At 72.0% G+C, this 13,177-nt stretch carries 12 protein-coding genes; 9 read left to right on the top strand and 3 right to left on the bottom strand.

Translation table 11 applies throughout. From position 1 onward, the window contains the following. Positions 1 to 130: 130 nt before the first annotated feature. From MTES_RS03275 to MTES_RS19490, 3 genes are all read right to left on the bottom strand, one after another. Complete coding sequence (locus MTES_RS03275) at positions 131 to 1,603, bottom strand: aldehyde dehydrogenase family protein (RefSeq protein ID WP_013583760.1); 1,473 nt, start codon at positions 1,601 to 1,603, stop codon at positions 131 to 133. A 191-nt stretch (positions 1,604 to 1,794) separates the two neighbouring features. Further along, positions 1,795 to 2,307, bottom strand: coding sequence for an RNA polymerase sigma factor (locus tag MTES_RS19485; protein ID WP_013583761.1), 513 nt, complete (start codon positions 2,305 to 2,307; stop codon positions 1,795 to 1,797). Next, positions 2,304 to 2,999, bottom strand: a complete 696-nt coding sequence (locus MTES_RS19490) for a DUF4179 domain-containing protein (protein WP_013583762.1) — start codon at positions 2,997 to 2,999, stop codon at positions 2,304 to 2,306. The genes MTES_RS19485 and MTES_RS19490 overlap by 4 nt, the downstream gene beginning before the upstream one ends. 278 nt (positions 3,000 to 3,277) lie before the next feature. On the opposite strand from MTES_RS19490, the gene MTES_RS03290 reads away from it, so the two are divergent. The 9 genes from MTES_RS03290 (at position 3,278) to MTES_RS03330 (ending at position 13,166) form a co-directional block, all read left to right on the top strand. Then, positions 3,278 to 4,936: a thiamine pyrophosphate-binding protein gene (locus tag MTES_RS03290; protein ID WP_013583763.1), complete on the top strand. Its 1,659-nt coding sequence runs from the start codon at positions 3,278 to 3,280 to the stop codon at positions 4,934 to 4,936. A 10-nt stretch (positions 4,937 to 4,946) separates the two neighbouring features. Further along, positions 4,947 to 5,372 carry a GNAT family N-acetyltransferase gene (locus MTES_RS03295; RefSeq protein ID WP_013583764.1) on the top strand — a complete coding sequence of 142 codons (426 nt, stop codon included), beginning with the start codon at positions 4,947 to 4,949 and terminating at the stop codon, positions 5,370 to 5,372. Positions 5,373 to 5,562: 190 nt separating this feature from the next. Further along, positions 5,563 to 7,215 carry a fumarylacetoacetate hydrolase family protein gene (locus tag MTES_RS03300; RefSeq protein ID WP_013583765.1) on the top strand — a complete coding sequence of 551 codons (1,653 nt, stop codon included), beginning with the start codon at positions 5,563 to 5,565 and terminating at the stop codon, positions 7,213 to 7,215. After that, positions 7,215 to 7,940: a GntR family transcriptional regulator gene (locus MTES_RS03305; protein ID WP_013583766.1), complete on the top strand. Its 726-nt coding sequence runs from the start codon at positions 7,215 to 7,217 to the stop codon at positions 7,938 to 7,940. Before MTES_RS03300 ends, MTES_RS03305 begins: the two co-directional genes overlap by 1 nt. 44 nt (positions 7,941 to 7,984) lie before the next feature. Continuing rightward, the gene (gene hpaE / locus MTES_RS03310) at positions 7,985 to 9,487 is read left to right on the top strand and encodes a 5-carboxymethyl-2-hydroxymuconate semialdehyde dehydrogenase (protein ID WP_013583767.1); all 1,503 of its coding nucleotides are present in this window, start codon (positions 7,985 to 7,987) and stop codon (positions 9,485 to 9,487) included. Positions 9,488 to 9,672: 185 nt separating this feature from the next. Further along, the gene (hpaD, locus tag MTES_RS03315) at positions 9,673 to 10,818 is read left to right on the top strand and encodes a 3,4-dihydroxyphenylacetate 2,3-dioxygenase (protein WP_013583768.1); all 1,146 of its coding nucleotides are present in this window, start codon (positions 9,673 to 9,675) and stop codon (positions 10,816 to 10,818) included. Positions 10,819 to 10,827: 9 nt separating this feature from the next. Continuing rightward, positions 10,828 to 11,613, top strand: a complete 786-nt coding sequence (locus MTES_RS03320; RefSeq protein WP_013583769.1) for a fumarylacetoacetate hydrolase family protein — start codon at positions 10,828 to 10,830, stop codon at positions 11,611 to 11,613. Continuing rightward, positions 11,598 to 12,398: an HpcH/HpaI aldolase family protein gene (locus tag MTES_RS03325; RefSeq protein WP_013583770.1), complete on the top strand. Its 801-nt coding sequence runs from the start codon at positions 11,598 to 11,600 to the stop codon at positions 12,396 to 12,398. Before MTES_RS03320 ends, MTES_RS03325 begins: the two co-directional genes overlap by 16 nt. A gap of 36 nt (positions 12,399 to 12,434) precedes the next feature. After that, positions 12,435 to 13,166 carry a DUF6882 domain-containing protein gene (locus MTES_RS03330; RefSeq protein WP_013583771.1) on the top strand — a complete coding sequence of 244 codons (732 nt, stop codon included), beginning with the start codon at positions 12,435 to 12,437 and terminating at the stop codon, positions 13,164 to 13,166. Positions 13,167 to 13,177: the final 11 nt, after the last annotated feature.

Below are 13,177 nucleotides of genomic sequence, written 5' to 3' on the forward strand. Positions count from 1 at the left end.
GCGCCCGCGCTCGGCGCGACTTGACCAGGGATGCCGCGACGTTGACGGTGGACGCATGACCGGGGTCGGTCGTGCGGTGTCCCCCGCCGGAACGGAACTCGCGCGTCCAGGCGGGGGGGCGATGCGGCGCTCAGCCGTTGATGACCTGCGGAACGCCGAGGGCCTTGAGCCCCTCGACGCCGAACTCGAGGCCGTAGCCCGAGCCCTTGACCCCGCCGAACGGGATCATCGGGTGCACGCCGCCGTGCGAGTTGATCCACACGGTGCCGGCCTGGAGGCGCGCGGCGACGCGGCGCGCCGCGTCGCGGTCGCTCGACCACACCGAGGCCCCGAGGCCCACGTCGAGGCCGTTCGCGCTCGCGATGGCCTCCTCCACGTCGCTGTACCGGATGACGGGAAGCGCCGGTCCGAACTGCTCCTCGTCGACGAGGGCGACGCCGTCGGTGACGTCGGCCACGATCGTCGTGCGGTAGAACAGCTCGCCGAGGTCGGTGGCGGGCTCGCCGCCGAGCACGACGCGGCCGCCGGAGGCCTTGGCCTCCTGGACGAGACGGTCGACGATGTCGAACTGCTGCTTGTTCTGCAGCGGTCCGAGCACCGTGCCCTCGTCGAGCCCGCGGCCCATCGGCACGTTCGCGGCGTACCCGGCGAGCGCGTCGACGACGGCGTCGTAGACGTCGTCGTGCACGTACAGTCGCTTGAGCGCCGCGCACGTCTGGCCCGTGTTGATGAACGCGCCCCAGAACAGCCCCTCGGCGATCGCAGCGGGATCGACGTCGGGCAGCACGATGCCTGCGTCGTTCCCGCCGAGCTCGAGGGTCAGGCGGGCGAGGTTGCCCGCCGAGCTCTCGATGATCTTCCGACCGGTGGCGGTGGAGCCGGTGAACATGACCTTGTCGACGTCGGGGTGGGCGGTCAGCCTCGCCCCGGCATCCCGGTCGCCCGAGACGGCGATGAGCACATCGTCCGGTAGCCCCTCGGTGATCACGTCGACGAGGGCGAGCACGCTCAGCGGCGTGTACTCGCTCGGCTTGACCACGACCGTGTTGCCCATCCGCAGGGCGGGGGCGATCTGCCAGACGGTGATCATCATGGGCCAGTTCCACGGTCCCACCGCCGCGACGACCCCGAGCGCGCGGTAGTGCAGCTCGGCGTACACCTCGCCGTCGTCGACGACGACCTCCGGCTTCAGCTCGGTGGCGGCGGCGGTGCGCAGCCACGCGGCGCATGCGCCCACCTCGAAACGCGCGTTGGGGCCGTCGAGCGGCTTCCCCTGCTCGCGCGAGAGCAGGCGCGCGAGCGCCTCGGCGTTCGCTTCGATGCGGTCGGCCGCCGCCATCAGCAGGCCGCTGCGCTCCTCGTGCCCGAGGGCGTCCCACGCGGGCTGCGCCGCGCGGGCGCGGGACACGGCGGCGTCGACGTCGGCGACCGTGTGCACGGGCGCCCGTCCGATGACCTCGCGCGTGGCGGCATCCGGGATCTCCCGCCCCTGTCCCTCGGGGGCCTGCACGCGGGCGAGCAGGGCCGCGTCGTCGGCGTCCGTCGACGCGGCGGTGGAGGCCTCGACCTCGGGATCGACCAGGGCGGGGGTGGGGTCGGACATCTCGGCTCCTTCGGTTCGAGTCCCGGGCCCTCGTGCGCGGGCCCGTCCCGTCAGCTTCCGCTCGCCGATGCCCCTCTTCTTGTCCACCCGCGCGCGCCGCATGTCCGGCCGCGCCGATCCTGCCCGCCCTGCCGCCGCGTGAGGGTCAGCCTCCGTCGTCCGTCCCACCGCGAACGGCGGAAAGTGACCCCTCACGGGTAAGGGCGGACCAGACCGGGCTCGAGCTCCGCGAACGCCGCGCGCAGCCGCGCGCGGGCCCGCTCGTACCGCTTGCGCGCCGCCGCCGGCCGCACCCCCGCCAGCGCACCCGCCTCGGCGACACCGAATCCGTCCCACAGGACGAGCCGCAGCAGCTCCTGGTCGGCGGGCGGGAGCATCCTCAGCGCTTCGAGGGCCAGGAACGCCTCGTCGCTGACCGGCTCGCGCTCCTCGCGCACGAGCGTCTCGTCGATCCGCGCGCGGCGAGCCCTCTTGCGCGCGTGGTTCGCGAGCACGTTCCGGGCGATCCCGAAGGCCCACATCCGTTGCTCCTCGGATGCCACGGGCAAGCGCCGACGATGACGCCACAGCACGAGCGTGGTCTCCGACACGCAGTCGTCGGCGTCGGCGCGCGGATCGACGCGGCGCACGAAGTACCGCAGGAGGTCGGGGATGAGGGGCTCGACCGCCGCCTCGAAGCGCCGCCGTTCGGCCGGGACCGTCACCGGGCGCGCCCCTCGAGCATCTCGCCACACCAGGCGTCGGCGGACTCGACCCCGGCGCGGTCGCCCGCGGTCGCCGCGGCGGCGAGGGTGCGCTCCTCCTCGACGATGCCACCGCCGTCCGTCGCGACGGTGGCGGGCCAGGTCGCCGCGGCGGTCAACGTCTCCGCGGCGGTCGCCGCCCGTGACGCGTCGCCGAGCGCGTCGGCATCCAGCCACTCCGCCCGCCACGCGCAGCGCGCGTTCTGCTCGAACTCGCTCCGGATGCCGGTGACCTGGCGCAGTCCCTCGGGCGCGTCCGCGGCGACGGCCCGGGCGAACACCGCGGTGTCGTACGCGGGAGGGAGGGTCGCGTACGCGGGCCAGAGCGTCACCGCGTAATCGCCGTAGTCCGCCGCCGACGTGTCGATCCACTCGCTGCCGTCGGCCTCGGTGCCGACCGGCCGCGTGCCCTCGGGAGAGCCGGGGTTGGGCGAGCCGAACCATCCCGTGCGCGCGAGGTAGCCGGAGGCGACAGCCGCCCCCGGGATGCCGACGGCGCACACCGCGGCGATCGCCGCGGTCGGGAGGATCCAGCGCCGCCGACGGGGTCGCGAGGTCGCCGCGCGCACGAGGCGCCGGACGTCGGCGTCGGGCAGGGAGACGTCGCGTGCCGGGTCGGCGGCGGCGAGCGCCGCAACGGGATCGGTGTTCATGAGGGGTCCTCTCTCATTCTCTTCACCCCGTTCCTGTCGCGAGCCCGCTCGAACGTGACACCCCGCGCGCCTTTTCTTCGGAGGTTCGCGCCGAATGCTCGCTGAGAAGCTGTTTTCTTGAGCATTCGGCGCAACTCCGTAGAGAGAGCTGCGCCTATACTCGATCCCGTCAGGCGCACGAAGTCGTGCGTCGCTGCTCGAAAAAAGGGCACGTAGCGGGTTTCCGCGAGACACATACGGCATTCATCCCGTCTCCGTCTCGAAAGGTTCCTTTCGCCATGCCCACCGTCTCCGCCCACGTCGCGCACACCCTCGCCCGCCACATCGACACCGTGTTCGGTGTCATGGGCAACGGCAACGCCTACTTCCTCGACGCGCTCGGGCGCGACACCGGCTCGGGTTTCGTCGCGGTCCGGCACGAGGCCGCGGGAGTCGTCGCCGCCGACGCGCACTACCGCGCGTCGGGGCGCCTCGCCGCCGCCACCGCCACCTACGGCGCGGGTTTCACGAACACGCTCACCGCGCTCGCCGAGGCCGTGCAGGCGCGCACGCCCCTCGTCCTCATCGTCGGCGACGAGCCCACCTCCGGTCCGCGCCCGTGGGGCGTCGACCAGATCGCCCTCGCCGCCGCCGTCGGCGCGCGCACGTACACCGTGGGTCATCGCGACGCCGCCGCCACGATCGTCATCGCGATCGAGCACGCCCTCACCTATCGCCTGCCCGTGGTCCTCGGCATCCCGTACGACGTCGCCACCCGCGAGGCGGGCGAGATTCCGGATGCCACGGCCCCCGGCGCCGAGCCCCAGGTCACTCCGGAGCACCCCCCGCTCGATGCGTACGCCGACGGAGTGATCGACCAGATCGTCGACGCGCTCGCGACCGCCCAGCGCCCCGTGCTCCTCGGGGGACGCGGCGCCTGGCTCGCGGGCGCGGGCGCCGCCCTCGACGAGGTCGCCGCCCTGACGGGGGCCCTCACCACCACCTCGGCACTGGGACGCGGCCTGTTCTCCGACCCCTCGCGCGACCTCGGCGTCGCCGGCGGCTTCGGCGCCCCCGGGGCGATGGCGCTCGCGCGGGAGGCCGACGTGGCCGTCGTCTTCGGCGCGGGCCTCAACCAGTTCACGATGCGCTTCGGCGAGCTCTTCGCCCCCGGCACGCGCGTCTTCCAGGTCGACCTCGCGGCCACCGCCACGCACCCTCACGTGGGCGGGTACGTGCGGGCGGATGCCGACGACGTCGCGCGCGAGATCGCCCGGCGCCTGCGCACGCGCGGGGCGACCCCGTCGACCTGGGGCAACGGTCTCGACCTCGCCGCCGCACGTCGACAGCCCGAGGGCCAGGGTCTCGGCCCGGACGGACGCCTCGACCCCCGCACGGCCGCCGCGCGCCTCGCCGAACTGCTGCCCGAGGATCGCGTGGTGGTGCACGACGGCGGCCACTTCATGGGCTGGTCGAACATGTACTGGCCGGTCGAGTCACCCGATCGCCTGATCATGGTCGGCACGGCGTACCAGTCGATCGGCCTCGGCTTCCCGAGCGTCCCGGGGGCCGCGATCGCCCGTCCGGACTCCACGATCGTGCTCAGCACGGGCGACGGCGGTGGGCTCATGGCCCTCGCCGATCTCGAGACCGCGATCCGCGTGGCCGGCGGCCGGGGTGTGGCCCTCGTCTGGAACGACGCCCAGTACGGAGCCGAGGTCCTCAACTACGGCGTGAAGGGCCTGCACCCCGACCCGATGCTCATCCCCCAGGTCGACTTCGCCGCCGTCGCGCGCGGGTTCGGCGCCGAGGGCGTCGTGGTCGAGACGGTCGACGACCTCGAGGCGCTGGCATCCTGGACGTCCCGTCCTGTCGAGGACCGCGGGTTCCTGCTGCTCGATCTGCGGGTGAGCGCGGCGATCGTCGCACCGTTCTGGGAGGAGATCGCGGCGCGCTAACGTCGGGGACGTGCGGTACTCGTTCGACTCCCCGACCGCGGCCGAGTTCGCGGCCCTGTACGCCCAGACCTGGTGGGGCGAATGGCCCGTCGAGACCTTCGAACGCGCCCTCGCCGGCAGCTGGGTCGTCTGCACGGCGCGCGACGACGAGGAAACGCTGGTCGGAATGGGCCGTCTCCTCAGCGACGGAGCGCTGCACGCCTTCGTGACCGAGATGATCGTCGCCGAGACCTCTCGCGGAGCCGGCGTCGGCGCCGAGATCCTCCGGCAGCTCGTGGCCGAGGCGCACCGCCGCGGCGTCCGCGACGTCCAGCTCTTCGCCGCCCGCGGCCGCGCGGCGTTCTACGAGCGCAACGGTTTCGTCCGGCGCCCCGCCGACGGCCCCGGGATGGATCTGGCCGACGAGCGCGACGCCGTACCCGGGCCGAACTCCTGAGAAATCGTCGCTGACGGCCTGACACGGCGGCATCCGGGACCTGGCGCAACGAAATGTCGGGAGTTTCGCACGCGCCGAAGGCGAGCCGGGCGCGGGAGAAACGCGGCCGATCGCTGCAGGGAGTCGCGCGCCCCCTTGTCGGCTGCGACGTGATCGTATACGATTTCGCATACGACGCGAAGGAGCCTCCATGACCGACACCGACCCCCGGTTCTCCGTCCTCGGCGCGCGGCCCGGAAAGATCGTCGCCGTCCACCTCGCGTACGCCTCGCGCGCCGACCAGCGCGGCCGCCGCCCGGCCGCTCCCTCGTACTTCTTCAAGCCGTCGAGCTCGCTCGCCCCCTCCGGCGCCGAGATCGTCCGTCCCGCCGGCACCGAGCTCCTCGCCTTCGAGGGCGAGATCGCGCTGATCATCGGCGAGCCCGCCAGATGGGTGACCCCGGATGCCGCGTGGTCGCACGTCGCCTCCGTCACCGCCGCGAACGACTTCGGCCTGTACGACCTGCGCGCGAACGACAAGGGCTCGAACGTCCGCTCCAAGGGCGGCGACGGGTACACCCCGTTGGGTCCCGCGCTGATCGACGCTCGCCGGGTCGACCCGACCGACCTGCGCCTGCGCACCTGGGTCGACGGCGAGCTCGTGCAGGACGACTCCACCGCGGGCCTCATCTTCTCCCTCGCCCGGATCGTCGCCGACCTCTCGCAGCACTTCACCCTCGAGACGGGAGACGTCATCCTCACCGGCACCCCCGCGGGCTCGTCGGTCGTCACTCCCGGGCAGGTCGTCGAGGTGCAGGTGGATGCCGGCTCCCGTTCCACCGGCCGACTCCGCACCACGGTGGTCCAGGGCGAGCGCTCCTTCGACGCCGCGATCGGCTCGCTCCCCTCGGTCGACGACACCCAGCGGACCGAGGCGTGGGGGTCGGCGGAAGCGGCGGCCGCCGGTGTCACGAGAACAGGGGAGGTCGCGGAAACAGGCGAAAATCCGGTGGATCAGCCTGTTCCCGTCGCATCCCCTGTTCTCGTGACGGATGCCGCGGCGCCCCACACCGCGCCGAAACCAGGCGATGTCACCGAAGCAGGCGGAAACACCGCGATTCGCCCGGTTCCCGTCGCATCCCCTGTTCTCGTGACGGATGCCGCGGCCCCGGCCCTCTCCGCCGAGCTGCGCGCGAAGCTCGCGCGCGTCCCGGTCGCCGCCCTCAGCGGCCAGCTCCGCAAGCGCGGGCTGAACGACGTCACGATCGACGGCGTGCACGCCCTCACCCCGGGCAGCCGCTTCGTCGGCACCGCGCGCACGCTGCGGTTCCTCCCCCACCGCGAAGACCTCTTCGCCACGCGCGGCGGCGGCCAGAACGCCCAGAAGCGCGCGTTCGACGCCGTCGGCGAGGGCGAGGTCATCGTGATCGAGGCCCGCGGCGAGACCGGGTCGGGCACGCTCGGCGACATCCTCGCGATCCGCGCGCACGCCCGCGGCGCCGCCGCGATCGTCACCGACGGGGGCGTCCGCGACGCCGAGGCCGTGGCCGCGGTCGGCATCCCCGTGTTCACCGCCGGCCCGCACCCCGCCGTCCTCGGCCGCCGGCACGTCCCGTGGGAGACCGACGTCGCCGTGGGCTGCGGCGGAACCACCGTCGAGCCCGGCGACATCCTCGTCGGCGACGGCGACGGGGTGATCGTGCTCCCTCCGGCCCTCGCCGAGGAGGTGGCCGATGCCGCCCTCGCGCAGGAGGAGGAAGACGCGTGGATCGCCGGGCAGGTGGCATCCGGTCATCCGATCGAGGGCCTGTTCCCGATGAACGCGGCCTGGCGCGCGCGATTCGAGAGCGAGAGGAAGGCGTGATGGCCCTTCGACAGGCTCAGGGACCCCATCGGCAGGCTCAGGGGCCGGAGGCGGCCGCGCAGAGCAAGTCGCAACAGGCGTACCACTGGATCAAGAACCGCATCGCGTCGCAGGAGTTCACCCCCGGCTACCGCCTGGTGCTCGGCTCGATCGCCGGCGAGCTCGACATGAGCGTCGTCCCGGTGCGCGAGGCGATCCGCCAGCTCGAAGCCGAGGGGCTCGTGACGTTCGAGCGCAACGTCGGCGCGCGCGTCTCGATGGTCGACGACACCGCGTACCGCTTCAGCATGCAGGCGCTGAGCCTGCTCGAGGGGGCCGCGACCGCGCTGTCGGCCCGTGCGCTCACGGTCGACGATGTGCGCCGCGCCCGCCACGTCAACGAGCTGATGGTCGAGACGCTGGAGCACTTCGACCCGCGCGCGTTCACGGCGCTGAACCAGGAGTTCCACGCCATCCTCTTCGAGAGATGCGCCAATCCGCGCCTGCTCGAGCTGGTGCGGGCCGAGTGGGGGCGCCTCGGGCACCTGCGCGATTCGACGTTCAGCTTCGTCCCCGGTCGCGCCGCCGAGTCGGTACGCGAACACGAGAACATCCTCGTCCTCATCGAGACCGGCGCCCCGCTCGCCGAGATCGAGAAGGTCTCGCGGCGCCACCGCTCCGCCACCCTCGACGCCTACCTGATCCACGAGCACCCCGACGAAGTGCTCGGCCTCCCCGCTTTCTGATTCCGGATGCCATCGGCATCCGCCCCTCCAAAGAAGGAGCTTCCATGACCCGCCGCATTCCCGCCGACCTGCCCGAGCGGATCCAGCACTACATCGGGGGCGCGTTCGTCGACTCGGTCGACGGCGACACCTTCGACGTGCTCGACCCGGTCACCAACGAGACCTACGTCGCGGCCGCCGCCGGCAAGAAGGCCGACATCGACCTCGCCGTCGCCGCCGCGCGCAAGGCCTTCACCGAGGGGCCCTGGCCGCGCATGCTCCCCCGCGAGCGCTCGCGCGTGCTGCACCGGATCGCCGACCTCGTCGAGTCGCGCGACGAGCGCCTCGCCGAACTGGAGTCGTTCGACTCGGGCCTGCCGATCACGCAGGCGCTCGGCCAGGCGCGTCGGGCGGCGGAGAACTTCCGCTTCTTCGCCGACCTGATCGTCGCGCAGACCGACGACGCCTTCAAGGTGCCCGGCCGCCAGCTCAACTACGTCAACCGCAAGCCGATCGGTGTCGCGGGCCTCATCACGCCGTGGAACACGCCCTTCATGCTCGAGTCGTGGAAGCTCGGACCGGCGCTCGCGACCGGCAACACCGTCGTGCTGAAGCCCGCCGAGTTCACGCCCCTGTCGGCATCCCTGTGGGCCGGGATCTTCGAGGAGGCGGGCCTCCCCGAGGGCGTGTTCAACCTCGTCAACGGCCTCGGAGAGGATGCCGGAGACGCCCTGGTGAAGCACCCCGAGGTACCGCTCATCTCCTTCACGGGCGAGAGCAGCACCGGGCAGTTGATCTTCGCGAACGCCGCACCCTTCCTGAAGGGACTGTCGATGGAGCTCGGCGGCAAGAGCCCCGCGATCGTCTTCGCGGATGCCGACCTCGACGCGGCGATCGACGCGACCATCTTCGGCGTCTTCTCGCTCAACGGCGAGCGCTGCACCGCGGGCAGCCGCATCCTCGTGCAGCGCGACGTGTACGACGACTTCGTCGAGCGCTACGCCGCACAGGCCGATCGCGTGAAGGTCGGCTTCCCCGACGACCCCGCCACCGAGGTCGGCGCGCTCGTGCACCCCGAGCACTACGCGAAGGTCATGTCGTACGTCGAGCTCGGCAAGAGCGAGGGACGCCTCGTCGCCGGCGGCGGCCGCCCCGAGGAGTTCCCCGAGGGCAACTTCGTGCGTCCCACGGTGTTCGCCGACGTCTCCCCCGACGCGCGGATCTTCCAGGAGGAGATCTTCGGCCCCGTCGTCGCCATCACCCCCTTCGACACCGACGACGAGGCGCTCGCCCTGGCGAACAACACGCGGTACGGCCTCGCCGCCTACGTCTGGACCAACGACCTGAAGCGCGCGCACCTGTTCGCACAGAACGTCGAGGCGGGCATGGTGTGGCTGAACTCCAACAACGTCCGTGACCTGCGCACGCCCTTCGGCGGGGTGAAGGCCTCCGGCCTCGGGCACGAGGGCGGCTACCGCTCGATCGACTTCTACACCGACCAGCAGGCCGTGCACATCACGCTCGGCGGCGCGCACAACCCGACGTTCGGCAAGGCGCCGGCGCACTGAGCCCGCGCCGGGCGGCCGCGGCCGCCGTCCCGCCCGGCGAGATCACACGATCCACGCGAGATCACGCGATCCGCGCCGCTCACAGCGAGTCACCTCGTCACGATCGTGTGATCTCGCGGCGCAACCCCGCCCTCCCGGCATCCGACATCCGACATCCGACATCCACCCACGCAAGGACGCGACCCATGGCAAAGCACACCGAAGAAGAGAAGACCTCCTCCGGCTTCTGGGTGACCCAGGAAGCCCCCATCGTCTCCGACGACCCGATCCCCACGCCGACCGCCCCCGCGCCCGACATCCTGCGCTGCGCGTACATGGAACTCGTGGTCACCGACCTCGCGGCATCCCGGGTCTTCTACGTCGACATCCTCGGCCTGCACGTCACCGAGGAAGACGACGAGGCCATCTACCTCCGCTCCACGGAGGAGTTCATCCACCACAACCTCGTGCTGCGCAAGGGCCCGGTCGCCGCGGTCGCCGCGTTCTCGTACCGCGTGCGCTCGGCCGACGACCTCGACAAGGCCGTCGCGTTCTACGAGGAGCTGGGCTGCGACGTGCGCCGCGCGCCGGGTGGTTTCACGAAGGGCATCGGCGACTCGGTTCGCGTGGTCGACCCGCTCGGCTTCCCGTACGAGTTCTTCTTCGACACCGAGCACCAGGAGCGCCTGTCGTGGCGCTACGACCTGCACTCCCCCGGGGAGCTCGTGCGCCTCGACCACTTCAACCAGATCACCCCCGACGTGCCCCGCGCCGTGAACTTCATGCAGGCGCTCGGCTTCCGCGTCACCGAGGACATCCAGGACGAAGAGGGCACCGTCTACGCCGCGTGGATGCGTCGCAAGCCCACCGTGCACGACACCGCGATGACCGGCGGCGACGGCCCGCGCATGCACCACGTCTGCTTCGCCACGCACGAGAAGCACAACATCCTCGCCATCTGCGACAAGCTCGGCGCCCTCCGTCGATCGGATGCCATCGAGCGCGGCCCCGGCCGCCACGGCGTCTCGAACGCGTTCTACCTGTACCTGCGCGACCCCGACGGACACCGCGTCGAGGTGTACACGCAGGACTACTACACCGGCGACCCCGACAACCCCGTCATCACCTGGGACGTGCACGACAACCAGCGCCGCGACTGGTGGGGCAACCCCGTCGTGCCGTCCTGGTACACCGACGGCTCGCTCGTTCTCGACCTCGACGGAAACCCCCAGCCCGTGAGCGCCCGCGAGCACACGAGCGAGATGGCCGTGACGATCGGCGCCGACGGCTTCTCGTACACGCGCGCGCCCGAAGAGGCCGACGGCGAGTTCAAGCTCGGCAACCAGCTCTAGGGAGACCCCATGCTCACCGACGCACAGATCGACACCATCGCGGCCGAGCTCGCCGAGGCCGACCGCACCCACTCGGTCGTCCCGCGGATCACGGCGAGATTCCCGGATGCCACGGTTGACGACTCCTACCGGATCCAGGGTCGCTGGCGCGACAGGCAGCTCGCCGCCGGCCGCACGCTCGTGGGGCGCAAGATCGGCCTGACGTCCAAGGCCATGCAGCAGGCGACGGGCATCACCGAACCGGACTACGGCGTGATGTTCGACGACACGGTGTACCGCTCGGGCGACGATATCCCCGTCGACCATTTCTCGAACGTCCGCATCGAGGTCGAGCTCGCGTTCGTGCTCAAGACGCCGCTCGAGGGCCCCGACTGCACGCTGGAGGCCGCCCTCGCCGCGATCGACTACGCCGTCCCCGCTCTCGAGGTGCTCAACTCGCACATCGAGCTCGAGGGCCGCACGATCGTCGACACCATCAGCGACAACGCCGCCTACGGCGCGATGGTGCTCGGCGACGTCCGCAAGCGCCCCGACGAGATCGACCTGCGCTGGGTGCCCGGCGTCCTGAGCCGCAACGGCGAGATCGAGGAGACCGGCGTCGCGGCGGGCGTCCTCGGCCACCCGGCCACCGGCGTCGCGTGGCTCGCCAACAAGTTCTCCCAGCACGGCGCGCGCCTGGAGGCGGGAGAGATCATCCTGGCAGGATCGTTCACGCGCCCGATGTGGGTGTCGCGGGGCGATGAGGTCCTCTGCGACTACGGACCGATGGGAACGATCTCGTGCCGCTTCGTCTGACCCCGACCTTCCGCGCCGCGCTCGCGGCATCCGATCGTCCCCTCGCCGGGATGTGGGTGTGCTCGGGCAGTCCGGTCGCCGCCGAGATCGCCGCGGGTTCCGGGCTGGACTGGCTGCTGCTCGACATGGAGCACTCGGCCACCTCGCTCGAGACCGTGCTCACCCTCCTGCAGGTGACCGCCGCGTACCCGGTGACCCCGGTCGTCCGGGTGCCGTGGAACGACCCGGTCGTCATCAAGCAGGTGCTCGACCTCGGCGCGCAGAACCTCATCGTGCCGATGGTGTCGTCGGCCGACGAAGCCCGGGCGGCGGTCTCGGCGACCCGCTATCCGCCGCACGGCATCCGCGGCGTCGGCAGCGCCCTCGCCCGCAGCGCCCGCTGGAACCGCGTCGACGGCTATCTCGCCGACGCGTCCGCGCACGTCTCGCTCACCGTCCAGATCGAGACGACCACCGGAGTCGCCGCCGCGGCCGAGATCGCGGGCGTCGAGGGAGTGGATGCCGTCTTCGTCGGCCCGTCCGACCTCTCGGCATCCATGGGTCTTCTCGGGCAGCAGTCGCACCCCGACGTGGTCGCCGCGGTTCACACTGTCTTCCGAGCAGCTCGGGATGCCGGGACCCCCGTCGGCGTGAACGCCTTCGACCCCGTGGTGGCCGAGGCGTACCTCGCGGCGGGAGCGGACTTCGTCGCGGTCGGCGCGGATGTCGCTCTCCTCGCCCGAGCATCGGAGTCGCTCGCGCATCGCTTCGCCGCACCGAATGACGGCGAACGCGCAAGTTACTGAGACCGCACGCAAAGGCTTCGCCCCTAGGGTGACCGCATGACGACGTTCCCCGCGCTGCAACCGCTCTCCGATCGTGCCGCCTTCTTCACGGCGCTGCGGCAGGACGACCTCGGCACCGCCGCGGACGCGCTCGGTCCTCACCGGTGGGACACCGACCTCTCGGCGGGCACCCTGACCTTCAGCGCGCTCGACGACCCGCGCCGCACGCTCGTCGCCCGGGCGCACCTCATCGCCTCGATCGCCCCGGGCCCGCGCTCGGTGCTGTGGGGCTGGGCGCACCCGAACGGCGGCGGAGACGCGAACATCGCCACGCAGCTGCGGACGTACGGCCAGACCCACGGGATCACCGAGCTCAGCTCCCCCGAAGCGCCGTTCCCGTCCGACGCCGCCGGCGACGCCGACTGGATCGCCGAGGCCTCCCACGTCATCGCCGGCACCGCCGTCGAGATCACGGGCCGCTCGCCGTACTACTCCGCCCCGGTCGGAGAGGCGGGCACCCGCGCCGTCCTGCTCCTCGACGCTCCCCTCCCGCCCCTGACCGTCGCGCACGCCGGAATCCGGATGCCGCGCATCCTGGCCTCCACGACTCCCGCCGACCCGCGCGGCTCGGTGTGGGACCTCGCGCGCCTGGCCGGATGGACGCTGGAGTGGGCCGACGACGCCTTCTCGGCGGCGACCGTGCGGGATGCCACGGGGTCGATGACCTTCCGCTTCGACGAGCACGCCCGCATCACGGCGATGGAGAGCTCGCTGGGCGCACCGGCCTGAGGGTCGCGCCC

This window comes from Microbacterium testaceum StLB037 (genome assembly GCF_000202635.1).
GTDB classification, from domain to species: Bacteria; Actinomycetota; Actinomycetes; order Actinomycetales; family Microbacteriaceae; genus Microbacterium; species Microbacterium testaceum_F.

What these genes read in the sequence shown, in the direction of transcription:
- MTES_RS03275 (WP_013583760.1), bottom strand. Translation starts at nt 1,603, where the DNA reads ATGTCCGACCCCACCCCCGCCCTGGTCGATCCCGAGGTCGAGGCCTCC.
- MTES_RS19490 (WP_013583762.1), bottom strand. Translation starts at nt 2,999, where the DNA reads ATGAACACCGATCCCGTTGCGGCGCTCGCCGCCGCCGACCCGGCACGC.
- MTES_RS03290 (WP_013583763.1), top strand. Translation starts at nt 3,278, where the DNA reads ATGCCCACCGTCTCCGCCCACGTCGCGCACACCCTCGCCCGCCACATC.
- MTES_RS03300 (WP_013583765.1), top strand. Translation starts at nt 5,563, where the DNA reads ATGACCGACACCGACCCCCGGTTCTCCGTCCTCGGCGCGCGGCCCGGA.
- MTES_RS03305 (WP_013583766.1), top strand. Translation starts at nt 7,215, where the DNA reads ATGGCCCTTCGACAGGCTCAGGGACCCCATCGGCAGGCTCAGGGGCCG.
- hpaE (WP_013583767.1), top strand. Translation starts at nt 7,985, where the DNA reads ATGACCCGCCGCATTCCCGCCGACCTGCCCGAGCGGATCCAGCACTAC.
- hpaD (WP_013583768.1), top strand. Translation starts at nt 9,673, where the DNA reads ATGGCAAAGCACACCGAAGAAGAGAAGACCTCCTCCGGCTTCTGGGTG.
- MTES_RS03320 (WP_013583769.1), top strand. Translation starts at nt 10,828, where the DNA reads ATGCTCACCGACGCACAGATCGACACCATCGCGGCCGAGCTCGCCGAG.
- MTES_RS03330 (WP_013583771.1), top strand. Translation starts at nt 12,435, where the DNA reads ATGACGACGTTCCCCGCGCTGCAACCGCTCTCCGATCGTGCCGCCTTC.